Source organism: Clostridium sp. UMB9555A, from assembly GCF_030222355.1.
Taxonomy (GTDB): Bacteria; Bacillota; Clostridia; order Clostridiales; family Clostridiaceae; genus Sarcina; species Sarcina perfringens.
Genome location: NZ_JASORQ010000002.1, coordinates 558,649 through 584,618, shown reverse-complemented (window position 1 = coordinate 584,618; position 25,970 = coordinate 558,649). Strand labels below are relative to the sequence as shown.

General features: G+C 27.9%; 24 protein-coding genes and 1 pseudogene. 17 read left to right on the top strand and 8 right to left on the bottom strand.

Annotation, left to right across the window (positions count from 1 at the left end):
- Nucleotides 1-8 precede the first annotated feature (8 nt).
- The 3 genes from QP548_RS07915 to QP548_RS07905 are packed head-to-tail and all read left to right on the top strand — an operon-like array spanning nt 9 to nt 2,930.
- Nucleotides 9-926 (top strand): ABC transporter permease, encoded by a 918-nt coding sequence (locus tag QP548_RS07915; RefSeq protein ID WP_061427092.1) that lies wholly within the window; start codon nt 9-11, stop codon nt 924-926.
- A gap of 26 nt (nt 927-952) precedes the next feature.
- On the top strand, nt 953-1,966 hold the full coding sequence (locus tag QP548_RS07910) for an ABC transporter ATP-binding protein (protein WP_061427094.1): 1,014 nt from the start codon (nt 953-955) through the stop codon (nt 1,964-1,966).
- Nucleotides 1,967-1,970: 4 nt separating this feature from the next.
- Complete coding sequence (locus QP548_RS07905) at nt 1,971-2,930, top strand: ABC transporter ATP-binding protein (RefSeq protein WP_061427096.1); 960 nt, start codon at nt 1,971-1,973, stop codon at nt 2,928-2,930.
- 250 nt (nt 2,931-3,180) lie between these two features.
- Here QP548_RS07905 and QP548_RS07900 read toward each other — a convergent pair whose 3' ends face one another.
- Nucleotides 3,181-4,062: a GNAT family N-acetyltransferase gene (locus tag QP548_RS07900; RefSeq protein WP_061427098.1), complete on the bottom strand. Its 882-nt coding sequence runs from the start codon at nt 4,060-4,062 to the stop codon at nt 3,181-3,183.
- A 335-nt stretch (nt 4,063-4,397) separates the two neighbouring features.
- On the opposite strand from QP548_RS07900, the gene QP548_RS07895 reads away from it, so the two are divergent.
- Together QP548_RS07895 and QP548_RS07890 are read left to right on the top strand one after the other, a co-directional pair.
- A complete protein-coding gene (locus QP548_RS07895; RefSeq protein ID WP_003453822.1) occupies nt 4,398-4,937 on the top strand; it encodes a YcxB family protein in 540 nt (179 codons plus the stop codon).
- A gap of 35 nt (nt 4,938-4,972) precedes the next feature.
- Nucleotides 4,973-5,719, top strand: coding sequence for a hypothetical protein (locus QP548_RS07890; protein ID WP_061427100.1), 747 nt, complete (start codon nt 4,973-4,975; stop codon nt 5,717-5,719).
- 266 nt (nt 5,720-5,985) lie between these two features.
- Here the strand turns inward: QP548_RS07890 and fmt are convergent.
- From fmt to QP548_RS07875, 3 genes and pseudogenes are all read right to left on the bottom strand, one after another.
- Nucleotides 5,986-6,939 (bottom strand): annotated as a pseudogene (fmt, locus tag QP548_RS07885) (methionyl-tRNA formyltransferase).
- Nucleotides 6,940-7,118: 179 nt separating this feature from the next.
- Nucleotides 7,119-7,946, bottom strand: coding sequence for a hypothetical protein (locus QP548_RS07880; protein ID WP_061427102.1), 828 nt, complete (start codon nt 7,944-7,946; stop codon nt 7,119-7,121).
- Nucleotides 7,947-8,040: 94 nt separating this feature from the next.
- Nucleotides 8,041-8,412 (bottom strand): hypothetical protein, encoded by a 372-nt coding sequence (locus QP548_RS07875; protein WP_061427104.1) that lies wholly within the window; start codon nt 8,410-8,412, stop codon nt 8,041-8,043.
- 358 nt (nt 8,413-8,770) lie between these two features.
- Here QP548_RS07875 and QP548_RS07870 point away from each other — a divergent pair, with 358 nt between their 5' ends.
- Nucleotides 8,771-9,085: a PadR family transcriptional regulator gene (locus QP548_RS07870; protein WP_003462151.1), complete on the top strand. Its 315-nt coding sequence runs from the start codon at nt 8,771-8,773 to the stop codon at nt 9,083-9,085.
- Nucleotides 9,086-9,097: 12 nt separating this feature from the next.
- On the top strand, nt 9,098-9,754 hold the full coding sequence (locus QP548_RS07865) for a hypothetical protein (RefSeq protein ID WP_061427106.1): 657 nt from the start codon (nt 9,098-9,100) through the stop codon (nt 9,752-9,754).
- 348 nt (nt 9,755-10,102) lie between these two features.
- Here QP548_RS07865 and QP548_RS07860 read toward each other — a convergent pair whose 3' ends face one another.
- The 4 genes from QP548_RS07860 to QP548_RS07845 form a co-directional block, all read right to left on the bottom strand.
- Nucleotides 10,103-10,435: a DUF3784 domain-containing protein gene (locus QP548_RS07860; RefSeq protein WP_061427108.1), complete on the bottom strand. Its 333-nt coding sequence runs from the start codon at nt 10,433-10,435 to the stop codon at nt 10,103-10,105.
- 342 nt (nt 10,436-10,777) lie between these two features.
- The gene (locus QP548_RS07855) at nt 10,778-11,263 is read right to left on the bottom strand and encodes a hypothetical protein (RefSeq protein WP_061427110.1); all 486 of its coding nucleotides are present in this window, start codon (nt 11,261-11,263) and stop codon (nt 10,778-10,780) included.
- A gap of 511 nt (nt 11,264-11,774) precedes the next feature.
- The gene (gene feoB / locus QP548_RS07850; protein ID WP_061427112.1) at nt 11,775-13,898 is read right to left on the bottom strand and encodes a ferrous iron transport protein B; all 2,124 of its coding nucleotides are present in this window, start codon (nt 13,896-13,898) and stop codon (nt 11,775-11,777) included.
- A gap of 14 nt (nt 13,899-13,912) precedes the next feature.
- On the bottom strand, nt 13,913-14,134 hold the full coding sequence (locus QP548_RS07845; protein ID WP_061427114.1) for a FeoA family protein: 222 nt from the start codon (nt 14,132-14,134) through the stop codon (nt 13,913-13,915).
- Between the two features lie 537 nt (nt 14,135-14,671).
- Here QP548_RS07845 and QP548_RS07840 point away from each other — a divergent pair.
- The 10 genes from QP548_RS07840 to qatD all read left to right on the top strand — a co-directional run bounded on the left by QP548_RS07840 (nt 14,672) and on the right by qatD (nt 25,877).
- Complete coding sequence (locus QP548_RS07840) at nt 14,672-14,908, top strand: PH domain-containing protein (protein WP_320410368.1); 237 nt, start codon at nt 14,672-14,674, stop codon at nt 14,906-14,908.
- The gene (locus QP548_RS07835; RefSeq protein WP_061427116.1) at nt 14,908-15,729 is read left to right on the top strand and encodes a hypothetical protein; all 822 of its coding nucleotides are present in this window, start codon (nt 14,908-14,910) and stop codon (nt 15,727-15,729) included. The genes QP548_RS07840 and QP548_RS07835 overlap by 1 nt, the downstream gene beginning before the upstream one ends.
- Before the next feature lie 19 nt (nt 15,730-15,748).
- The gene (locus QP548_RS07830; RefSeq protein ID WP_061427118.1) at nt 15,749-16,048 is read left to right on the top strand and encodes a ribosomal protein L7/L12; all 300 of its coding nucleotides are present in this window, start codon (nt 15,749-15,751) and stop codon (nt 16,046-16,048) included.
- A gap of 158 nt (nt 16,049-16,206) precedes the next feature.
- Nucleotides 16,207-19,101: a DEAD/DEAH box helicase gene (locus tag QP548_RS07825; protein ID WP_061427120.1), complete on the top strand. Its 2,895-nt coding sequence runs from the start codon at nt 16,207-16,209 to the stop codon at nt 19,099-19,101.
- Between the two features lie 96 nt (nt 19,102-19,197).
- Nucleotides 19,198-20,301 (top strand): DGQHR domain-containing protein, encoded by a 1,104-nt coding sequence (locus QP548_RS07820; protein WP_061427122.1) that lies wholly within the window; start codon nt 19,198-19,200, stop codon nt 20,299-20,301.
- 13 nt (nt 20,302-20,314) lie between these two features.
- Nucleotides 20,315-20,833 carry an HNH endonuclease gene (locus QP548_RS07815; RefSeq protein WP_061427124.1) on the top strand — a complete coding sequence of 173 codons (519 nt, stop codon included), beginning with the start codon at nt 20,315-20,317 and terminating at the stop codon, nt 20,831-20,833.
- Between the two features lie 417 nt (nt 20,834-21,250).
- The gene (locus QP548_RS07810; RefSeq protein ID WP_061427126.1) at nt 21,251-23,095 is read left to right on the top strand and encodes a KAP family P-loop NTPase fold protein; all 1,845 of its coding nucleotides are present in this window, start codon (nt 21,251-21,253) and stop codon (nt 23,093-23,095) included.
- Nucleotide 23,096: 1 nt separating this feature from the next.
- Entirely contained in the window at nt 23,097-23,870 is a 774-nt protein-coding gene (gene qatB, locus QP548_RS07805) for a Qat anti-phage system associated protein QatB (RefSeq protein ID WP_061427128.1), read from the top strand.
- Nucleotides 23,867-25,156, top strand: a complete 1,290-nt coding sequence (gene qatC, locus QP548_RS07800) for a Qat anti-phage system QueC-like protein QatC (RefSeq protein ID WP_061427130.1) — start codon at nt 23,867-23,869, stop codon at nt 25,154-25,156. Before qatB ends, qatC begins: the two co-directional genes overlap by 4 nt.
- Entirely contained in the window at nt 25,149-25,877 is a 729-nt protein-coding gene (qatD, locus tag QP548_RS07795; protein WP_061427132.1) for a Qat anti-phage system TatD family nuclease QatD, read from the top strand. Before qatC ends, qatD begins: the two co-directional genes overlap by 8 nt.
- The last annotated feature ends 93 nt before the right edge of the window (nt 25,878-25,970 follow it).

Genomic DNA, 25,970 nt, shown 5'->3' with positions numbered 1-25,970 from the left:
GGATTTGTATGGTAGAAATAAGTAGAGATAAATTTAGATTTGTAGGTATAGATAAAACAAAGTCGGAACGTATTGTAAGACCTAATTTAACATATTGGCAAGATGCCTGGAGAAGACTTAAGAGAAATAAAGTAGCACTATTATCGTTAATAGTTTTAATAGTACTTGTATTGATGTGTGTAATTCAACCAATGATAGCAGGTCAAAATTATACTGTTCAAAATATTGGTGAGATGAATGAAGGGTCTTCAATAAAACATCTTTTTGGAACAGATAATCTTGGAAGAGATTTATTTGATAGATTATGGGTTGGTGGTAGAGTATCTTTAATTATTGCTTTTGTTGGTACAGTGATTGAATGTTTAATTGGAATAATCTATGGTAGTATAAGTGGATATTTTGATGGACCTGTAGATAGTGTAATGATGAGAATTGTTGAAATATTAAATAGTATTCCATATTTAATCATAGTTATATTAATTGCAGTAAGGCTTGGAAATGGGATACTTCCACTTTTGATTGCATTATGTATTACTGGATGGACTGGGATTGCAAGAATGGTTCGTGGACAAGTTATGCAGCTTAAGAAATCAGAATATGTAATGGCAGCAAAAACTTTAGGCGCAAGCCCACTTTGGATTATATTTAAACATATGATACCAAATTCACTTGGAATAATAATAGTTTATATAACTTTTGATATACCAAGCTATATATTTGCTGAGGCATTTTTAAGTTTTATAGGACTTGGAATTCAACCTCCAGAAACTAGTTGGGGTGCTATGGCATCAGCAGGGCAACAGGTTATGTTATTTTATCCAAATCAGCTTATATTCCCATCACTAGCTATTGCTATAACAATGTTAGCATTTAACTTATTAGGTGATGGATTAAGAGATGCACTAGATCCTAAATTAAGACAATAAATTGTTTAGGTATAGGAGGAAAAGAAATGTCAAAGATACTTGAAGTAAAAGACTTAAAAGTAATGTTTCACACTTATGCTGGAGAGATTAAAGCAGTCAGAGGAATTAGCTTTAATTTAGAGGCTGGAGAAACTTTAGCTATAGTTGGAGAATCAGGATGTGGTAAAAGTATAACAGCTAAATCATTAATGAGATTGCTACCAACTCCATCAGCTGAAATAGATAAAAATTCAAAGATTATATTTAATGGACAAGATGTATTAGCTTTAAATAAAAAGGAACTTCAAAAACTAAGAGGAGGGGAGATAAGTATGATTTTCCAAGATCCTATGACCTCTCTAAATCCAACAATGAAATTAGGAAAGCAGATAATTGAAGTTCTTAAAATACACAGGAATATGGATAAAAAAGAGGCTATAGAAGAGGCTATTAGATTATTGAAATTAGTTAATATTACTAATGCTGAAAGTAGGATTAATCAGTATCCATTTGAATTTTCAGGTGGAATGAGACAAAGAATGATGATTGCTATGGCGCTTGCTTGTAATCCTAAGATATTAATAGCAGATGAACCTACAACTGCTTTAGATGTAACTATTCAGGCACAAATTATGAATCTTATAGATGATTTAAAAGAAAAGCTTGAGACATCTGTAATTCTTATAACTCATGATTTAGGTATTGTTGCAGAGTTTTCAGATAAGATACAAGTAATGTATGCAGGAATAATAGTTGAAAGAGGATCAGTTGAAGATATATTTACTGATGCAAAGCACCCATACACTTGGGCGTTACTACAGTCTATGCCAACTTTGGATACTAAACATAAAGGAGAATTATATTCAATAAGTGGAACACCACCAGATTTATTAAATCCACCAGTTGGATGTCCATTTGCAGCAAGATGTGAATATGCAATGGAAATATGCAAGGAAAATATGCCGGAAGAAACAACTATTACAAATTCTCATAGGGTAAACTGTTGGCTTATGCACAAGAATGCACCAAAGGTCGAATCACCTTTAAAGAAAGGAGTTTAAGCTAATGGGAAAAGAAGTACTTTTAGAGGTTAAGGATTTAAAGAAATATTTTAAAATAGGAAAAGATAAGACACTAAAGGCTGTGGATGGAGTTAGTTTTACCATAAATAAAGGAGAAACATTAGGATTAGTTGGGGAGTCAGGATGTGGAAAAACAACTTGTGGAAGAACTATAATGGGACTTTATGATGTGACAGGTGGAGAAATTATATTAGATGGAAAGAATATTACTAATTTAAGTAATAAAGAAAAAAGAGCAAACTCTAGAATATGTCAAATGATTTTCCAGGATCCATATGCTTCATTAAATCCTCGTATGACAGTTGGCGATATTATAGCAGAAGGCATAGATATACATAAGTTATATACTGGGGAAGAGAGAACAAAAAAGATATATGAGTTATTAGAACTTGTTGGACTTAATAAGGAGCATGCATCAAGATTTGCCCATGAGTTTTCAGGTGGACAAAGACAACGTATAGGAATAGCAAGAGCACTTGCAGTTGAACCTAAATTTATTGTATGTGATGAACCAATTTCAGCTCTTGATGTTTCGATTCAAGCACAGGTTGTAAACTTATTAATTAATTTACAAAGAAGAATGGGATTAACATATCTTTTTATTGCTCACGACTTATCAATGGTAAGACATATATCAGACAAGGTTGGGGTTATGTACCTTGGAAATATTGTAGAGATTTCCGGAAGTATTAATGTGTATGAACATCCATTGCATCCATACACTAAAGCACTTATGTCATCTATACCATTACCTGAATATCGCAATGAAAAGAGAACTGATAGGATAGTTCTAGAAGGTGAGGTAAGTAGTCCTATAAATCCAAAACTAGGATGTAGATTTGCAAGTAGATGCAAATATGCAAATGATATCTGTTTTAAAGAGCAACCTAAGTTAAAGGAAGTAGAGAAGGAGCACTTCGTTGCGTGTCATTTATATGACTAATAGAAAAATTTTAATTTCCTATGAAAATTAATTAAGTTATAACTTTTAATAAATTAAAAGTAAGTATTGCTCAAAATAGAACAAACTCTTAAGAGATTGTAGGTTAAAGTATAAATTAAAAAGCACATTTAAAATAGTAGATAGGCTAATTAGCCTATCTATTTTTTATAGTTTCTTTTTAAGGTTAATAATTTTACTTTAAATTAGAGTAGAAAATTATAATAAAAGCTTTAACATATTAGACTAAAAGTTATCTATTATACCAATAGAAAGTATAATGTGAATGTTGTTTAAAGCCTAGGGATTTATAAAAATCACTATCTGAAATAACATATGCTTTTTTAGCTCCTAAACTATAAGCTCTTTTAAGGGATTCCATAAGAACCATTCTAGCAATTCCTTTATTACGATATTCTGGAATAGTACATACTGGTTCAACATAGACATAATCAGTTTTATCATTAAACCATAGACCACAGTATGCAACATATTCATTACATTTATTTTTAGCTACCACATGTAGTAGAGGATTTAAATGTGGGGCTGATAACATTAACTTTTGCTTATTAATAGTATCTTCATCTAAAGGTGCTTGTCCTTCATGATTAAATCCTTTCCATAACAACTCATGGTGTTTATAAAAGTCTTTTTCTATATCAATGCTTTTAAAAGTTATACCAGTAATAGGTTCTAAATTAAAATTCACTTCATCTAGTTTAAGTTCAAGTATATTTTCAGTCTGCTCATTTCTTAAAAAATTGTTATCTTTTAATAGCTTTAAAGTTTTACTATCTATATCATTTACAGCAATTCCTAAACCATTTTCATCACTAAAATTATTAACTGCATATTCTAATACTTCTTTTTGTAATTCATTAAATCCTTCTTTGGTTGCAAAAAATCCTTCTCCTAAATAATGATCATATGTTGCTAAAGCAATTAACTTTTCATCTAAAAACCATAATCCAATTTTATCTATTAAGTCTCGATTAAACTCTGGATGGAAAAACATCCATTCCCATCTAGCCCAATTCCAATTGATATGCCTATGATTATTTTTAGATATTTCAACTAAAAAGTTGCAGATATCATTATAGTAATTCCTTTCAAATTTCTTAAAATGTATTTTCATTTTACACTCCATTTCTTCAATAATGACTATGTTGACAATATTAATTTTTATAAAATAGTTATTTAAATATTAATTCTTATAAATTGTCATAGGACAGTTTTTGATTAATTTATATGTTTTATAATAGCACGATTTATAAATTTATTCCAAGTTTTACAATATTGATAAGTAGATGGTGTGATTTTATAGAGTTTAATAGAGTTAAGAATTTTTTTAGATAATTATTATAAATCAATTTATGAAGGTGGAAAGTAATTAATTCACATGGTATATTTAAAGAAAGCGTTTTAATTATATGAAAATAAAAGGGATAGTATTATTTTTAGGGGGAATTTATGACTATAAACTATAAAAATACTTTTGATGATTTAATTGCACTTAGTACTTATATTTTTGAAAATGATAGGACTATTCAAATGAAAATAAAAATTTTGCAAGTTTTATTTCCTATTTATATTATGTTTTCATATTTAAGTTTTGCTGGTATTTACAAAGCAGACATGACATTGTTTATATTTTTCTTAACTTTGTCAGTATTTTTGGTGATATTAGTACCTTTTATTTTGAAGTTTGTGCATAAGAGACAATTTCTTAGAAACCTTAGTAGTATTGTTTCTCATGGAGGAGTGAAAGATAATATATTAACTTTAGACGAAAAGGGAATAGTGCATGAAGATGAGAATATACTTTTAAAGTTGAAATGGAATGGAGTACAGAAGGTTAGTATTATTGATAAGTATATATTTATTTTTATAGATGAATTAAGAGCAATTGTGCTTCCAAATGATGCTTTTAAAAGTGAAGAAGAGAAAAAGGATTTTTTAGATATTATATATAGATATATTAATAAAGATAAAATAAAGATTGATATTTAACTAGTAAGATAAAACATTAAGGTGAGGATTAGAGAATGGATGTTAGAATATACAAAATTAATACAGGAATAACAGGAAGAAATTTTAGTAGTGATAAGAGGAGCAATTTTCCTATAGGAGGAAAAACTAATTCTTTTTATTCAATTGGTAACTTAATGAGAGGAATAGAGGACTTTTATTTGGAGGGAAATCTTTATTTTATAGATAAGGAAGAGGAACTTGAGAAGTTTTATAATCCTTTGGGGGATAGATGGGTTGCAAAGAAGAAATATTACATAAGTCATCCTAAGAAAGCTAGAGAAAATTATCTTTTGGAGGCTAGTAAGTTTCATGAGTATATAGTTAGGGAGCAACTCGAAGAGATAGCAAATTACCTGCATCATGAGCTTAATATAAATTCTTTAAAGATAGAGGTTGAAGATGGAAATGACTTTTCATTCTATACTAATATAGCTATTGAGGAAATGAATCTTAATGATGAGGGAAAAGTAGAACTAAAGGGAGATAAGACTTTAGAGATTAAGTGGAGTGAAAATGTAAATTCACAAAATGAATTTCTGTGGATAGATGATTTTGACGGCTTAGTTAATAAGGTGCAGGAACTTAAGGCTTCTAATAAATGGGAAGAGAAGGGAAGTTTAGAAGAAAATTCTTTAAGCAAAGGAGAAGCTTCTTATATCTTGGAAATAGATAATTCCTTTGGAATTAGTGAAAAAATAGCAAAGAAAATAGGGGTTAGTCCTACTTGGCTTAAGAAATGCTCTTTTAAAATAACATTTTAGAATTAAGATTTAATAAAAGGTGATGTATCAAAACTTTTATATAAAACTTATAAATCTTTAGAGTTTTATTTCTGGCTATGTTTAAGAATAGTGTTGATAGTATGTAATTTTTTAGGGGAACTTTTAACAAGTTCCCTTAATGTACATTTTCTCACCCTTCTACCACTTAAGAATATTACTAATCAACAATCATAATATTGTAGTCTTATTAAGAATATTACGAAGTAATAATAATATTTTACTCTTATATAGCCTATTAATTATGCTTAGGATAATATAATGCCTTTTTCTATTTTATTTCCTTTTAAAAATTCTTTTACCTCAAGAGGTTTTCCACCTGGAAATTGTAATATTTCTATAATCAGAATACCGTTCTTAGTAGCCACTTTAATTCCTTCATCATTTGCATCTATGATATAACCAGGCGGGTCAATAATATTTGCCTCTAATGACTTGGATTTGAATATTTTAACTGGAATATCTTTATAGTAAGTGTAAGCAGTTGGCCATGAGTTTATATTTTTATATGGCCAAGAACTCAATCCTCTTATTAAATTATGTATTTTAATACTACTATCATTCCAATTAATCTTTGCCATTTGTTTGTTTAACATCTTTACATAAGAACTTCCATCACTCTGTTGTTTTATTCCACAAATTTTACCTGTGATAATTCCATTTATTGTTTATTCTAATAGTTCAGCACCGTTTATTTTTAATAAATTGTATAATTCTCCTGCTGTCATAGATTCAGATATGTCAACCTCACTTCTCATAAGCATATCACCTGTATCTATACCAGTATCCATTAGTATGGTTGTATTTCCAATTTTTGTTCCTCCATTTATTAAACACCAATTTATTGGTGCTGATCCCCTATACATTGGAAGGAGAGAGGCATGTAGACAAATACATCCTAGTCTTGGTATGTCAAGTATCTCCTTAGTTAATATTTGACCATATGCTACAACAATAATAAAATCAGGTTTTAATTCTTTTAATTTATTAATGATTACAGAGTCTGTTCTTATTTTTTCAGGCTGAAAAATTGGAATTTGATTAGATAGTCCGACCTCTTTGATTGGTGAAATTGATACCTTTTTACCCCTTCCACTTGGCTTATCAGGTTGTGTTACAATGGCACTTACATTAAATTTCTCTATCATTTTCTTCAATGAGGGAACTGCAAAATCAGGAGTCCCCATAAAAACTATTTTCATTATTGCTACCTCCCTTTTATACCCAAAAATATATTTCATAGTTATCTATTATTTGCACAATATTTTACAGTTATTCATTTATTTGAGTATATAATATATAAGGGTTCAATTTCAAGTATTTAACATATATTATGTAAATTGCCTCCCTAATCCTAAAATCTTTTAATTATTCAAGGAAACTATAAACTAGTAACATACTTGTTAGAGTCTGCTGAATCTTTTGAAGCGTATAATGGGTTTGCAGTACGAACCATTCCCTTAAATTCTTTATTAAGCTCTGAAAATGCTAGATTAACCTCATCAGGTATATGAACATGTGCAATAAAAGCTTTTCCTTTAGGGCCATATCCATCTGAATTATCAGATAATCTTGGAATTTCACCCATTAGAAGAGTTATATAATGATTAATGTCCCACATTCCTAAAATATCATTTTCATAAGCAAGTTCATCATCTTTAAGGATTACTTTTGCATTGTAGGTAGCAAAGTTTATAATCTTAACATCACTAGAAACATATTTACGAAGTCCAGCTTCCATACGGTGTTGCATAGTTGCATCTTGCATTATTATTATGCTATTAAACTCCATGTTATTTTCCTTTAATAGTTCTAAAAGATATGTAATATTATTACCACAATTTGTGGAGTTGCATTCTAATAAATCTGCTTTCAAATTATATTTGTATTTTAAGTATTCATCAAAAATTTCAGCCTCTGTTAATTTTGATGTGTCTACATTTAGAAGTTGAGAATGCATTTTCTTACGCAATACTTCTGTTGTATGACCAGCACCTCCAACAATTACATACTTTTTAGCAATATTATTTTTAATTCCTTCTGCTAAAAGGTCACCTCCACAGAGGATGCTTCCACCAAAGAGTACCAATACATCAGCTTGATATATACCAAACTTCTTTTCTAGTTCTTCTTTTCTTAAAGAAGGAATGTCTCTTTTTCCACAAAACTTTCCTAGTACATTAATATATTCTGCTGTTTTTTTCTTCATAAATTATACCTTCCAAAATAAAATTAACCCAATTAAGCTTAGAAAAACATAAAATTTATAAATATTTATAAATCTTATAAAGGTCTTTTATTTCCTAAAAAAATATCATATTTATTATTAATAAAACTATAGCTATTGAGCTAAAGCCTATGGAAAAATAGTCATAGTATTTTTCCTTTGAATTTTTAGTTTCTTTTAAAAGTCTACTTGATAATATTAGTTGATCACCTAAAAGTACTATTAAGAGTAAGTTTATTTTCCCTTTTAAAAATACATATTCTGCAAAGCCTACAATTAATAAAAATATGTAGATATAGCTGTAGGCCTTTGGTAAGGTTTTTCTTATCTTACCTTCTAGTTTTAGATTTCTTTTGATTTTAAATCCAAACCTTAATACTATAAGAGCGATTAAATATAATAATAATAAAATTAATGCTGTTATAAGTTCAATTTGATTTTTAGACATTAAAATTCCTCCTTTGTGAAGATTATATTTTTTGTAAAATTAAATAAACTTGTCCAATAGTTTATGTTTTTATTATACAGAATTTATGGCTTATAATTTCAATAATATATAAATTGAATAAAATTTATTTAGTCATAAGGAAAATTTAAGAGAAATAATCTTGGAAAATACCTTGTAAAGCGATGTATATTTGGATAAAATTAACTTGAGAATATTTTACTGTAGAATAATTTTCTTAGGGTAAGAGATTTAAAGAGGCAGTTTAATAAATCTTTATTAAAAGCTCATTTGATGATTGGAAATTTTTAAAGAGTATAAACTTAAGATTTATTAATTTTATGCTAAAAGGAGTGATGGCTTGGACAGAGAGATATTAAAGGGATCTTTAGAAATAATTTTATTATCTTTATTAAAGAATAATGCTATGTATGGATATGAAATTTCTAAGACAATAAAAAATTTGAGTGAAGATGCCTTGATAATTGGGGAAGGAACATTATATCCAGCTTTGAAGAGATTAGAAGAGAAAGAATTAATTAAGCATTATTTTGTTGAATTTGAAAATTCAAAGAAAAAGCGAAAATATTATGAGATTACTGAAGAGGGAAAAAGAGAATTAGACTTAAAGCTTAAAGATTTTTCGCTCATTGAAAAATTGATTAAAAGTTTTTAGGAGGAGAGAAGGATGAGGTTAAATGAGGTTTTGGACTATAAGTTAAATAAACTTGATATGTCACAAAAGGAATTGGAAGAGTTAAAAATGCAACTACTTGATAATGCTGAAGAGATGAAAAAAGACTTCTTAGAGGAAGGATTTTCAGAGGAAGAGGCGCAGAAAAAAGCATTGGATTCAATAGAATTAGATGAGCTTATTACATCAATAAAAGAAAGTTCAGTTAAGAAGTATTTGACTCTTAATAGAATACTAGCTATTATATTTGTAGTAATTTATTCTGGATTTTTAATAAAGTGTATTTCTCACACAGCTGGTATGGGTAGTGATCTTTTGGAATCAAGCTATATTCCTTTTAGATTTTCAATTAATTTGGTAAAACATATTATAAACTATAAGGGGCCTATATACGAAGAACTTTACATATTAGATCAGTCTTTTATATTAATGTTATTTATTCCTTTTGGTATATTAATTCCTATAGTAATAAACAAATGCAATTCATTAAAAGCAAACTTAAAGATATTTATAGTATTTATTTTGTTTTTTAGTTTAATATTCTATCCTAGACATTTTAATTTTGATTTAACTGTATTAAGAGTATTAGCTTGTATTTTAGGATTTTATATTTTAAGGTTTTTTATAAATAGATCTAAGGCTAAACAATAATTAGTCAACTATATTGAATGTTTTTTATGCTATCCTATAAGAGAATAAATTAAACAATAGAAAAGATTAAGGATTAAAGTAAATTAAAAAGAGAGAAATGCATTTAGAGCTTTAATAGAAAATATTTAGTTAAATTCTTAAAGTGGATTGAAAAGTATAGATACCAATAAAAAAGACTAGTTAGTTTTTACTAACTAGTCTTTGGTCATTTTAGGAGTAATAAAACCAACCTAAATAAGGTTAAATTGTGGTTTTATAAAAGTTAATTTATAACTTTAAAAAGTTTCTTGGTGTTTTATATTTTGATTATAGACAGAAATAAGAATTTTATACACTTAAAAGTAAAATTTATAATTTATATTTTTCGAAGGCCTTTGTTGCGCTAATGTGAGCATCTTTGAAGAAGAGAATTAGCCAGATAATAAAGGCTATAATTGCACAATATTGGCTTACAAAATAGGATAAGAGTGCCCCTATAAATAAAATCATTGCCCATAGGAAAAAAGAGTTTCTCATATCTAGGCTTATTCTTTTTTGATCATATTTTTCCCTTTCAGCTTTGGAAAATGAGTTGAAGCCACTAACAAGGATTGCACCTTTTTCCTTTAAAATAGCAAAACAGATTGAAAAGATTAAGAAAAATATGCCTAAGGTTAAACATGCTATCATACCTACATTCATAGTATATACCACCTTTAAAATAAGTTTTTTTAAAAATAAGGTTTATAATTAAATATAATATAAAACTAGAATAATAATTCTACTTAGATAGTTTTTTTATTTAAATAGTAAAAATAAATAATCTTAATGTTTTTTGTTCTTTTTCTTTTTATCAAAGAAACCCATAATGAATAAGGCCATGAATATTGGTACTAATATTTGTAATAATGATTTCAATATTTTCACCTCCTAAAACAGCAAAATACCTTAATCCTACATATTTCTATTATATAAGATATAGGAGGCATGATTCTATATGAAAGTGGATAAGTTATCTATCTATTTTACTTTTTAGTTGGCATTTTATTTGCTTTGTTTTTTAACCTTGAATTTAAGTGTAATATAACTAAGAAAAATTAATGATGACATATATATTGGAACCATTATATATGAGAATTTATATATATCGTATCCATCTAAAACTTTTATTACAGCTTGAAATGGCAATGTTGTATAAAGAGCAATAAAAGTCATTTTAGGAAATATCCCACCATCAGGTGTATTTCCACTACCTAGAGCGAAAAAATCTAAGTTTAGAAGTATAAATAAAAGTAGAAATATAATTATTCCTAAAAAAATTAATACTGATTTAAATTTAACCTTAAATAGTCTTATTAGTATTAAAAATGATATTGTAAATGCAATTAAAGGCCATAAGTAATTTCTTAAGCAACTTTGAATATAATCATACTCAACAAGAAATCCAGCTATGATCATACTAATAATTGTAGTAATAAAGTATATTATTAATATTTTATATCTGTCCTTAATATTTATTATTTCTTTCATTTATACCTCCATAAAAAATTTATTTCTACATAATAATCTAATTAAGAAAAAGTAATAAATCATTAACCTCACTTAAAGGAGAGAACTTATTTAATTAAAGTTTAACTTTCGCTTATTTCCAAGAAGTTAACAAAATAAAAATAAATTATAAAAATAATAATTTTAGGCTATTGATTTTAAATAATGTCAATTAAATATAGAAATTAAAAGTTTGGAGAAATTAAAGAAAGTGGACAGGTTACTTTTGAGGAGGTAGAGCAATTTGTTGCAGAGAGTGTAAAAAAATAAAGTGGACAAGTTAATTGTCCACTTTTGTGTTAATTTCTTAGCTTTAATTTAAAATAGAGCATTTACTTGAAAGAAAATATGGGTTTCCTTTTCAAGCAAAGCTCTAATTTAAAAGTAAGTTTTTGGAATTCTAACCATTTGAGGTTTTATGGTTTTATTTTTTTATGGCTTTTTAATTCTTTAGTTTTAAGTTTTTTTTATTAAATTTGGCTTTTTTAGGTTTTTAAGCAAAGAGCCTCCAAAGCTGGGTGGTGATAAAGCAAATAACTATTCCTGCCACTGTTGGGATTAGGAAACTTAGGGCTGTCCATTTAAAGCTCTTAGTTTCCTGCTTAATTGTCCAGAGAGTTGTACCACAAGGATAGTGCATTAGGCACAGTATCATAACATTAATTGCAGTTAGGATTGTCCATCCATTAGCAACTAATAATTCTTTAAGCTCATAAAGGTTATCTAATTCTAACATTGTGGTGGCTTTTAAATAGCTCATTATTATTATAGGCATTACAATTTCGTTAGCTGGTAATCCTAAGATAAAGGCCATTAATATATATCCATCTACACCTATGGCATTGGCAAGAGGGCTTAAATAGTCAGCACATATTGTTAGTATTGAAGAATCACCAATCATTATATTAGAGAATATCCATATAACTGCCCCTGCTGGAGCTGCAATTACAATGGCTCTACCTAAAACATAGAGAGTTCTATCAAATATTGATCTTACTATGACCTTTCCTACTTGAGGTTTTCTGTATGGAGGTAGTTCTAATATAAAGTTTGAAGGCATTCCTTTTAGTATTGTCTTTGATAGGATTTTTGATACTAGTAATGTCATTAAAACCCCTAAAATTATAACTACAGTTACTGTAATGGCTGATATGAAGCTTTCTTTTATTCCTACAGATATTCCACCTATGAATATGGCTGCTATGGAAATTAGCATAGGGAATCTTCCATTACAAGGCATAAAGGCATTGGTTAATATAGCTATAATCCTTTCTCTAGGAGAGTTAATTATTCTACATCCTATGATTCCTGCTGCATTACATCCAAGTCCCATACACATGGTAAGGGCTTGTTTACCACAGGCACAGCATTTCTTAAAACATTTGTCTAGGTTAAATGCTATTCTTGGCAAATATCCTAAGTCCTCTAAGAGAGTAAACATAGGGAAGAAAATTGCCATAGGAGGTAGCATTACTGAAATTACCCAAGCTAAAGTAACATAAATGCCGTCTATTAATATTCCTGATATCCAAGAAGGTAAGTTTAGTCCAGAGAAGAAGTCTCTAATGTAAATTTCTCCATGGGCGAACATATTAGCAAGCATTTCAGATGGGTAATTTGCTAAGGTTATGGTTATCCATAAGACAACTAATAGGGTCATTATCATAATAGGTATTCCTGTTGATTTTGACACAAGTATTTTATCTATTTTTCTCTGGGTGTCAGTATATTCTTCTCCACCCTTAACAACCTTATTTCCTATTCTTTCAGCTTCTTTTATTATGGTTTTTATGATTATATCTTCTACTGATTGATCCTTATAATTTTTATTAAGCTCAGCTTTTATTTTACTTATCATATTTATATACTTTTCTTGAATATTATATTTATTGTATAAGGATTTTAAGATGCTTGTATTTCCTTCTAGAATTCTAAGGGCTATCCATCTTTTCTTTCTTTTAGGAACTTCAAGGGCTTCATCTAGTATGATTTCTATTTCTTCTATTGCTTTTTCTATAGGGGAATCATAATTTATTGCATTTTTTTTGGAATCTTTTAGGGTGATTTCTCTAAAGATGGCTTCTTTTAATTCTTCTATGCCAATTCCATTTCTGGCAGAGGAGGAAACAAGGTTTGCGTTTAGTTCTTTTGACAATAAATCTAAATCTATTTTTATGTTTCTTTTTTCAGCTTCATCAGTTAAGTTTACGCAGAGGATTGCCTTGTCTGTTATTTCAGATATTTGTATAAAAAGGTTTAGATTCCTTTCTAGGGAAGTTGCATCAGCCACCACAACAACTATATCTGGATCATTAAAACATATATAATCCCTTGCGATTTCTTCTTCCTCTGAATTTGATAGCAATGAGTATGTTCCAGGTAAATCTACTATCTTTATGGTTGAATCCTTAAATTCATAGTATCCTTCTGCTTTAGCTACTGTTTTTCCAGGCCAGTTTCCAGTATGTTGATTTAAACCAGTTAGAGCATTAAAAACTGTACTTTTACCTACATTGGGGTTACCAGCTAATGCTACAACATAGTCTTCCTTGGTGTTTCCTTTTGATTTGTCTTTAGATAATAAGTTAATTCCAGTAGAATTTTTGTTTAAACTCATATCATCTTCTCCTACTAATAAATTACTTCTATCTCTTCACTTTCTTCTTCCCTTATGGCTATTACAGTGCCTCTTATTAAATAGGCTCTAGGGTCTCCAAAGGGACCAGCATATAAAACTTTTATCTCTGTTCCTTCTATTATTCCTAAGTCAAAAAATCTTCTCCTTAGTTCTCCCTGTGCCTTTATGTCAATGACCTTAACAGTTGATAATATTTTAGCTTCATGTAATTTCACCTTTATTCCCTCCTAAGGCTTAATCTAAGATTATTTTTTATGAAAGAAGTTTAGGGTTTTTATTAATTAACAGTACTGTCCATATATAATAAACTATGATGAATAATGATTTAGTGTGATTGAAACTTTAGGTAGGATTGAGATGGATTGTATATGTGGATTAATAAGGCGTTAGGAGACTATGCTTTAAGATTAAGGGGATTTTAGTTAAAATTTTTAAAGTAAGTGTATAATTGAAAAAATGTTATAAAGCTTTATCTTAAATACATGAGTTATTTTCTTGCCTTAAATGAGTATATAATTGAAAAAGTTATAAAAATTTTATAGGAAATGGTTAGAAGAATAAAGAGTAATAAATTTAAATTATTAACAGTTTTGTTATATAATATTAGTAACATTCTGGGGTTTTATGGGTGATTTTAAATGAGTAAATTTTATGATGAAGCAATTAAGAAACTTGATTATGATGAAAGACCAGTATGTTATTTGAAGTGTTCTCTTTTAACTTTTGTATGCAGAAGAGGATATAGATAAGGGATACTCATTGCAACAAATAAAAGAGTGTTTTTTTATGAGCTAAATTTAGGTTTTTGGCATACAGAAAGCTTTTTATATGAGGATATTTATTCTATTGAAGAAAGGGAAGGAATACTGAGGAAATCTATAGTTATGAATGTAAATGGAGAAGTTGTTAAGATATGCAATATAATGTCTGGAAATGTTCAAAGGTTTATGGCCATGGTAAAGGATAATATTAAGGTGGGAAGAGTTTAATGAGGAATAAAAAGTGTAGAAGAATTATAGAGATTTTATTTATATTATTACTAATAGTACCTTCACAGCCTATTTATGCAAGAGCAGGAGGAGGCGGTGGAGGAGGTGGAGCTGGAGGTGGTGGCTTTATCTCATCAAGTGAAAATGGTGGTGGAAAAGATGGGGCCAGTGCCTTTGATTTTAAATTTATTATGAAACATAAACTTCTTTTTGGATCAGTAGCTTTTTTATTGCTGTCTGGAGGGGGAGTTTTAATGTTTGTGGAGATGGATAGGTATAGTAAAGTGGTTAAGCGCAAAAGTAATAAGCTAAAGGAGTTAGCTTTAAAGGATCCTTACTGGAATATTAATTATATAAAATCTGTTGTGGAAGATACCTTTTATAGTATTCAGTATGCTTGGAATGATGAGGAATATGAAAGGGTTGAGAGTTTACTTACAACTTCATTATATAATAAGCATCTTAAGGTTTTAGAGGAGCTTAAAAGTGAAAATAAGAAAAATGTTTTAGAGGATATTCAGTTTAATGGGTGTAGAATAATAAGTCTCTTTGAGGGGGATGAAAAGCAATGGGGATTTATTTGGGTTGAGGTTAATTTTTCCATGAAGGATTACATAGTTAATACAAAGGGGAAAAGAAGAGTAATAGAGGGAAATGATAATTATAGCAGAAGTGACTTTGAGTATTGGAAGTTTGTGTATATTGAGAATACATGGCTACTTTCAAATATATTGCAGAAAAATGAGGTGGGTTCAGGCTATAAGAAGTTATATAGAGAGGCTGAAAATGCCTATGGCTCTATTAATATGAAGAAGGTTTAAAATTTAGGAGGGGTGAAATATGGAGTTTAATATAAATAGTATATGGATAATTATAGGGGCTTGTATGCTAATGATTTTAGTTAGTGTTATTAGTCAAATGAGAAATGATCTTAAGCATATGAGGATTACTTTAGATAAGATTGCTGAAAAGTTTGGAGCAATTGAAATTATAACAAAGGAAGAAAAAGAGGAATTAATGAGGCTTGTTTCAGAAGGGAAGAATGTTGAAGCTGTAAGGAGATGCAGAGAGATTACTGGCCTTGGTTTAAAGGAAGCTAAAGAGTATATTGATGGGCTTGGTGAGGAAAAAGGGATATAAGTTTTTATTTTTAAAAATGGAAATAAAATTGTTTTAATGTTAAAATAAAACAGTAAATACAAATATATAAAGATGGGTTTGAAGCTTTATAGTTATTATTAAAGTAAGGAAACTACTATCTTTATATATTTGTATATTGTAAAATTAGGAGCATTAGAATGAGTGTATTACAGAATATAAAGGAAAAAGTTATAAAGGATAAAATTGAAGAGATAGGATCTAAAGGCATCATTGAAGATAAATATCTTATTAAGAACAGACTTATTGTTAATTCCCAAAGAGGAAATCTTTTGGCGGAACTTAAGGAGAGTCTAAAGGAGTGTAAGAGTTTTTATTTTAGTGTTGCCTTTATTAATTTTAGTGGGCTTCAACTTCTTTTGGATTCTTTTAGGGATTTAGAGGAAAGGGGAGTTAAAGGGAAGATAATAACTTCTACATATTTAAACTTTACTGAGCCAAAGGCTTTGGAGAAGGTAAAGAGTTTTGAGAATATAGATTTAAAGATTTTTATTGCTGATAGTGAAAAGGGGTTTCATACTAAGGCTTACATATTTGAGAATGAGGATAATTTTAAGATTATAATTGGTTCATCTAACATAACTCAAAGGGCATTAAAGAGCAATGTTGAGTGGAATGTTATGATTATTTCTAAGAAGGACACTGACTTTGTTAAGGAAGTTTTAGAGGAATATGAGGGAATATGGAGCTCAACTGGAATTGTTGATGATGAATTTTTAGAGAAATACAATGAGTTTATTAAAAGTATTAAGGAAAAGCAAAGGGAAATAGCTATTGATTTTAGTGAGTATGAAGTTATAAAACCTAATTTCATGCAAAAAGAGGCTATGGAAAACCTTGAAAGATTAAGAAGTGCTGGAGAGGATAAGGCTTTAGTTATTGCAGCAACTGGAACAGGAAAGACTTATATGTCAGCCTTTGATGTTATGGCCTTTAATCCTAAAAGGTTATTATTTTTAGTTCATAGGGAAGATGTTTTAAGAAGTGCAGAGAAAACTTATAAAAGCTTATGTAAGAATAAAAATATCACCATGGGATTTTACACAGGGAACTCAAAGGAGAAGGAATCTGATTATTTATTCTCTACTGTTCAAACCATGTGTAGAAATTTAGAGGATTTTAATAGGGATGATTTTGACTACATAGTTATAGATGAGGCACATCATAGTACAAGCCCTACTTATGAGAGGATATTAAATCATTTTACTCCTAAGTTTTTACTTGGAATAACTGCAACCCCTGAAAGATGCGATACTGGAGATATTTTTCAGGTTTTTGATAATAATGTGGCCTTAGAGATTAGGTTAAATGAGGCTTTGGAGCATGAACTTATTGTACCATTTCATTATTTTGGAATAACTGATATAGATGCAGTTGATTATAGCAATGTTGATTTGGATAATATTTCTGAGATTTCTAAGAGATTAATGATTAACTCAAGGGTTGATTTTATTATAGATAAGATGAATTTCTATGGCTTTGATGGAAGTAAGCAAAAAACAGTGGGATTTTGCATAAATAAGGAACATGCTTATTACATGGCTTGTAAGTTTAATGAGGCTGGTATTCCTAGCATAGCTTTAACTGGGGATCATTCAATAGATAAGAGAACAGAGGAAATAAAAAATCTTGAAAATGAAAACCATGAATTAAAGGTTATATTTACAGTGGATATATTTAATGAGGGGGTTGATATTCCTTCAATTAATCAGGTCTTAATGCTTAGACCAACTAATTCACCAATCATATTTATACAACAGCTTGGAAGAGGATTAAGAAAACATAGGAGCAAAGAATTCTTAACTGTTTTAGATTTTATAGGAAATCATAACAAGGCCTTTTTAATAGCCTTAGCCTTAAAGGGTGGAAGATATTATGATAAGGATAGTTTAAAGGTTTCAGTTGCTACAGATTTTTCTGATATTCCAGGATGCTCTAATATTCAGATGGATAGAATTTCTAAGGAGAGAATATTAAATCAGCTTAACACAGAGAATTTTAATAGCTTAAAGTATTTAAAGGAAGAATATAATGAGTTTAAATCTCTTTTAGGTGGAAAGATTCCTTATCAGTTAATGGACTATGTTAAGTTTGATGGAGCACCAGATCCACTTAAGTTTATTAATTATGGAAAGACATATCAGGGATTTCTTAAGAAGGTTGAAAAGACTTATGAGGCTTTAGAGCTTTTAGATGAGGATTTTTATAAGGTTTTAAAGGAATTATCAGATAAATTACCTCTAAAGAGACCTCATGAATTTGCCATAATAAAGGAATTAATAAATAAAAGTGAGTTAAATGTAGATGAAGCTTCAAAGGGAATAAGAAAGTATATTCAATATGTAGATGAAGAAACAGTTAAACATGCTTTTAGAACACTAAACCAAGATTATTATGATTCAAGGGAAAAGAGTAATTGTATTAAATTATTTGATTTAATTGGAGAGAGATTAGTAAAGCTAATAAGCTTTGAAAAGATATTGGCAGATAAAAGGTATAAGGAAATCATAGTGGACTTGTTAAACTATGGACTTATAACCTATGAGAAGAGGTTTGGTAGTGAAAACTTTGGAGTGCCATTTTTTAAACTATATGAACAATATCAAATGGTGGATGCTGCACTTCTATCTAATTATGAAAAGATACATAGCTCTTTTAGAGGAAGTGGACTAATGGCAAATGGAAAGGAATATTTCCTTTTTGTGGACCTAAATAAGGATGAAGATATAAAGGAAAGCATTAACTATAAAGATGAATTCCTAAGTAGAAGCTTGTTTCAATGGGAAACACCAAACAGTACAGCACAAAGCTCTGAAAGAGGAAAAAACATAATATTCAATAAAGAAAGAGGAATTAATCTGCACCTTTTTCTTAGAAAATATAAGGAGATAGACAGAAAAGTACAGCCTTATATCTATATAGGAAAAGGTGATGTAGTAAAGTATGAAGGGGAGAAACCAATAAAAGTTGAGATAGAACTACATAATAGGGTTCCAGAGAATTGGTATGTGGAGTTTACTAAGAAAGTTTACTAAGAGAGCTTGAATTAAGTTTAGAACAAATTAATATGATAATTATGTGAAAAATGAAAGATATATAATTATGCAATAAGGTATATGGAGGAAATATTTATGAAGAAAATTAAAGTTAATACTATTAGACAAAAAGGTAAAGAATTTTATAATTTAATAGGAGATCCTAGAAATATAATTAAGCTTGTTGATGTTCCAGAACCTAAAACAGGTCAAAAGGCTCAGAGACCATGGCTAGAAAAAAAAGTTGTAGAAATTTCAGAATATGTTGCAGGAAGAGCAAACATTTCTGAGGATAAAGAACAAGAAGTTAAGGCCAAGGGGATAATCCCAAATTCTCCTATATTAAATATAAAAAGTCCGATGAAGTTAGTAGTGGATGGAGGAGATAAATATATTTTATTTCCAGAAACCAAACAAGAATTTGATAAATATCATGGCTGTATAGAAATTATAGATGGACAACATAGACTAATAGCATTTATGGATAAATACAGAGATATAGATTTAATGGATGATGAAGTTTATGAAATGTCATTCAATTTATTTATAGATTTAACAATAAATGAAATAAGAGAATTATTTATGATAACTAATGATAAACAGGAAAAAATGGAACAAAATGTTCTTAGAGAGATGAAAAAGTCATTAAATTTATTAAGTTCTAAACAAGATAAACTTTATGATTTAGTAATAAGTTTAAATGAGGAAAGTATATCACCATTAAAAGAAAAAATAATAGTTGGAGGTAACAAGGTTCCTAATGGATTTAAGTTAACTCAAGTAAGTAAGATACTAGATAAATCAAAAACATTTGAATTATTATCAAAACAAGAGGAAAGTGTACAAATACAGATAATAAGTAATTATTTAAAGGCATGGCAAAATGTTTATACAGAAGCAGTTAATGATAATAAGCATACGCTTAGTAAAATAGCTGGTTTTAGATATATGATATATATGTTTCCATACATTCGTGAGGTTCTTAAGGAACTCAGAAAACCTATGAGTATTGAAAGTGTTCAAGAAGTAATAAAGAAGTTATCGGATTTAACTCATGGAGAAGATATGTTTGACGATGACAAAATAAAATTAGCATTTAGAGGTGAAAGTGCAACGATAGCTTTAGCTAAAAATAATGGTAATCTATTGAAGGAAGAGTGTATAAAGGAAAATGATATATTTGATCCTCTATGTATATAATAGGAGATAATGAATGGATTTAGAGAATTTAATTAAAAATAACAATATTGACGAGTACGAGGTTAAAAATATAGTCTTAAATATGATATTACTATCAGTATTTGAAGAGATATACAATTATCTTGAAAAAGATAATAATAAACAAATTTTAAAGAATCAATTAAGAAAAGGGGATAGTAGTTATACCATTAAACAGATGATTAATAATCATATTTATATGAATTTAGGAGAAAAAGAATATAAATTTTTGATAAAATTGATTATTGCATATTTAAGGAAAAAGGAAAAAAGGCAGAAATATGATAAAGAAGAAAAGAAAAGATTACTTTTTGAACAAGAAAATAAATGCAATATATGTAAACGAGAAATAAATAATAAAAATTCACATGTAGATCACATAATACCTTTTAAAATGGTGGGTGATGAATTAGACGAAAATTTACAATTATTATGTGAAGAGTGTAATTTAAATAAAAGTGGAAGTATAAATTTTTATTTAAAAACTATTGTAAAGCGATTTGTAAGACCATGATAGAATAATTATTAATAATATAAAATATAAAGTTTTAATTAATAATTATATTAAAATTTGTTATTGTAATTGTATTAGATAATTATCAATAGATTAACTATTGTGCTAATAAGAATTACAAGGAATTTATAGCGCCTTTAAAGTAATATAAAAGATATCATTTTAGTTTTAATAAAAATCTCTTTACTTATAGGATATTTAGGTAAGGAGATTTTTTTATAAAAGTAAATTAATTAATAATTATATAATATGGTAAAATTAGGCGACTTTATATGAGATATATAGTTTTAAAAATGTAAAAGCTTTTGTTGTTGTGGTTAGTAATTATATATTTAATAATGGTTATAATAATTTGACTTTTTGTAAAAATTATATTAAAGCAATAAATACTGATTTGATTTAATGAGGTGATTTTAAATGTGGAAAGACAGTGAAACAGAATTAGATTTCTTAGATTTTGATTATTTAAAAGGAATTTTAAAGTTTACAATTAATAACACAGAATTATTACCAGCAAGTATAGGAGTTTATGGAGACTGGGGAAGTGGTAAATCAAGCTTGATAAAAATGAGCATGGATGAACTTCAAAGTGAAATAGGAACAGTATGTTTAAAATTTAATGGATGGTTGTTTGAAGGATATGAAGATGCAAAAACTGCTTTAATGGGAAGTATTTTGGATGTTATAGAAGAAGAAAGAAAACCTACTGATAAGGCTAAGAAATGTATAAAAGGATTATATAATAGTATAGATAAATTAAAGTTGTTAAAAGGTGGGTTAAAGTTTGGTACTGATATGATTTTTACTGGAGGAATTGGTACTTTACTTAGTATAGGATTAAGTAATTTATTAGATTCAACTAAGGAAAAATTAACTGCTGAAAATGCTTCAAATATTATAGACGGATTAGATTTAGAAAAAATTAAGGAAAATATACAAAGTGAACTTAGTAATAAAGAGATAAGAAATAGTATAAAAGAGTTTCAAAAAAATTTTGAAGAATTATTAAAGGAAACGAAAATTGAAAGGTTAGTTGTTTTTGTGGACGAGCTTGATAGATGCAGTCCTGATACGATTTTAGAAACATTAGAAGCTATTAGATTATTTTTATTTGTTGGAAATGTTGCATTTATAATTGGAGCGGATGAAAGGCATATAGCTTATGCTATAAAGCAAAAGTTTGATAATATTGATGGTTTACAGATAAATATAGGTAAAGAATATTTAGAAAAAATCATACAATATCCAATAAAAATACCAAGATTAAATGCTAAAGAAGTTGAGTTTTACATAACATGTTTATTACTACAAAAAGATTTAAATAAGAATGAATTTGATAAAACTATAGAATTTTTTAATAGTAAAAAAAAGGAGGATTTTTTTAATTTCTCAGTTGATTATACTTTGTTAGCCAATGAATTTCCTGAAATTGCTGAAAAAGTAAAAGAAAGTTTAATAATAGCAAAACAATTAGGACAAGTATTAGCCAGAGGATTAAATGGAAATCCAAGACAATGCAAAAGATTTTTGAATTCACTTTATATGAGAATTGAGATGGCTAAATATAAGAAAATAGATTTAGATAGAAAAATTCTTGCTAAGCTAATGTTATTAGAGTATTTTAAAGAAACTTTGTTTAAAAAAATAGCAGAATTAGAAATGGAATCAGGGGAAAATAAAGACTTAAAAGAATTAGAAGAAGATGATACTATTAGTAGCGAAAATAAGCTTAATCCATGGGGAGAAGATGTATGGGTTAAAAATTGGTGTAAAATTGAACCAAAGTTAGCAGATACAGATTTAACACCTTATTTTTATTTTACAAGAACATCCTTAGAAGATAAGTTTGATTTATCTTCTAAAAAATTGTCACCAAAAGCACAGGAGATATTAACAAAGTTGTTAAGCAAATCTGATACTGGTTTAAAGAGTGCACTTAAAGATTCAAATGATATAAATGATAGTGAAAGTTCAGAAATATTAAAAAGTGTATTTGAAATTATGGTGCAAGAACCTAAAATTGAAATTAAGTTTTTAAAGGCATTTATCCAATGGGGATTGACAAAAGACATTATGGTTACAGAAGTAACAAGTTATTTAGCTAGTATTAGTGGCGAACAATTAAAAGCATCGCATATACCATGGATAAAATCATTTAGAGATAAATTAGAAAATAAACAAGCTTTAGATGATATATTAGATAAATGGAAATCAGAAAATAGCAATTTAACTAAGTTAATTGATAAAGAAAAAGGAGAATAATATGGGAACATCGAGTATTTATGAAGGACAAAAAGATAAAAATGGTTTATTACCAAGTGATTTTGAGGAAATAACAAATGAAGAGAAAAAAGAAAATGAAATGCCTTGGAAAAATACTAAAACATTAATGTCTAAATATATAACAGGACATAGTAAAAATCTATCAGGCGTAATTAAAAATTATGTAAGAGCATCAGGTGGAGCGAGTAATTTAGTCAAAACATCTAAAAGTGGAGTTAAATCTACAGTTGCTTTAGGTAATTTTTTAGATAGTATAAGACAAAAAGGATTAAATAAAACATTAAACGAATTTAACATAGAGTTTCAAGGAAGAGATATTGAAGAAGTTTTATCTGATATTGTTAATATAATTGCTAAAGATTCTAATACAAAAGAAAATATTGTTGCTAAAAATGCTACAAATAATGCTTTAGAGAAAATATATGAATTTATTGAGGAAAATAATTTAGATTTCAACAGTTTAGAAATCATGAATGATGATATGTTTGAAGTTATAATGTGTAGATATATTTCAGAATATATTTGGGAAAAAATGTTGAATGATTTAGAAAGCAGATTTGAAAAATATCTAGATGATGCTAAAAAAACATTGGAAATAGAGAATGATTTTAAGGAATATATAGAAAATAAAGTGGAAGCTACTTACAAAAGCAAAAATATAAAAAGTACTCAATTTTCTAATAAGGATACAGAGAAATTTGTGAAGGAAATATATAAGGACTGTTATGAGGTTTTAGGAGGCGAGTTAAAATGAAAATATATTGCAGTTTGGATGAAAAAGAAAAGAGTTCTTTAGAAGATATAGGTATAAGTTTAAATATAAATGATAATAAAATATTTAGTTATACATTCTGGGATAATATTAAGAGCTTACCTAAATTTATAAGTAATGAAGGATTAGACTTTTTATATATTTCGTTATTTGTTTTTGGAATAGATAGATTAGTATATAGAGAATCTGCTAATGATTCTTGGAGTAGAGATTTTCAGGTATATATACCTGTTTTAAATTTAGAGGTTTGGAATGAAAATAAAAAATTAGTAGAAGAAATGTTATCTTTTCTAAGCGGAGATAATTGGAATATTGAATTTAGAAAAAGAGATTATACAGATAAAGAAGTTGATTTAAAGAATAATATAATACAAGAAAACTGCATTTTGGAAAATTGTAATAAATTTTGTATGTTTTCAGGAGGAATGGACTCTTTTATAGGAGCAATAGATTTATTATCTTCTGAAGAAGGAAAAAATATTATATTTATAAGTCATTATGGTGGAGGAAAAGGCACAAAAGAATATCAAGACATATTACGAGATAAATTTATTGAGAAATATGATTTAAGTAAAGAGAATTTTTATAGTTTTTATGCTGTTGCTAAAAGTGGAGTAGAAGATACAACTAGAACGAGATCTTTAATGTTTTTTGCAAATGCAATAGCATTAAGCACAGTAATAGATAAAGAAGTAGAACTTATAATTCCTGAAAATGGAGTTATATCATTAAATATTCCGCTAACTAATTCAAGACTAGGTACAAGCAGTACAAGAACAACACATCCTTATTATTTTGAATTACTGCAAAACTTATTAAATAATTTAGGAATTAATATTAAAATAAAAAATCCTTATCAATTTATGACAAAAGGAGAAATGGCTCAAAATTGTAAAGATAAAGAGTTCTTTAATGATAATATATGGAATACAATGTCTTGTTCACACCCTGACAGCGGCAGGATGAATGGAGAAAAAGAGTCTTGTCACTGTGGAAATTGCTTGCCTTGTACTATAAGGAGAGCAGCGTTTAAAAAAGCTAATATCATAGATAATACTAGATATAGGGATACATTATATGATAGTGGTCCAACTGCTAGATTAAATTTAAACTCATATAAATTAGGACTTGCTAAGTTCAATGAGAAATTTGCTTTTTTAACAATTCAAAAATCAGGTCCAATTACAAAAAATATAGACAAATATACTAAGTTATATGTAAGAGGGATTTATGAGTTGAAGGAGTTTTTGGAGGGACTAAATGAATAATTTTAAATTTGATACTCACTTACACTTAGACTTATTTAGAGATAGAAATAAAATAATTAAAGAGATAGAAAATAATAAATCGTACACTATTGCAGTTACTAATTTGCCTATTTTATATGAAAAGTATGTAAAAATTTATGGTGATTTAAAGTATATTAAATTTGCACTAGGATTTCATCCGGAACTAGTTTATGAATATAGTAATCAATTAGATATATTTTTAGAAAATGTTAAAAGGGCTAAGTATATTGGAGAAGTAGGGTTAGATTACAAAATAAAAAATTCAAGTAATAGGAGTTGTCAAAGAATAATATTTTCTAAGATTATTTCTGAATGTAACAAGTTGGGAGGGAAAGTTTTAACTGTACATAGTAGAAATGCAGCTAAAGATATTAATGAAATTATTGGTGATAATTTTAATGGTACTATAATAATGCATTGGTTTACAGGTAGTATATCTGAACTTAAAGAAAGTGTAGGTAATGGTTATTATTTTTCAATAAATGAAAGGATGATTAATAAAAAAGAGTTGATAAAGAAAATACCTATAAAGAAAATTCTTTTGGAAACTGATGCACCATTTACAAATAATGATAAAGAAAATTATTCTTTTGAATTTGTAAATAATTTAATTAAAAAGTTAGCAAATATTTTTAATATGGATGAAAGTGAAATTAGTAGTCAACTAAAAAGTAACTTTAAGGAGGCTGTAAGTGTTTAACTAATTTGTGAAGAGTAGTTTAAAAATAAGCTTAATAAAATTAATAGTTTTAGTAAAAGTATGTTTAAAAGATAATCTGATTACTATAAAATT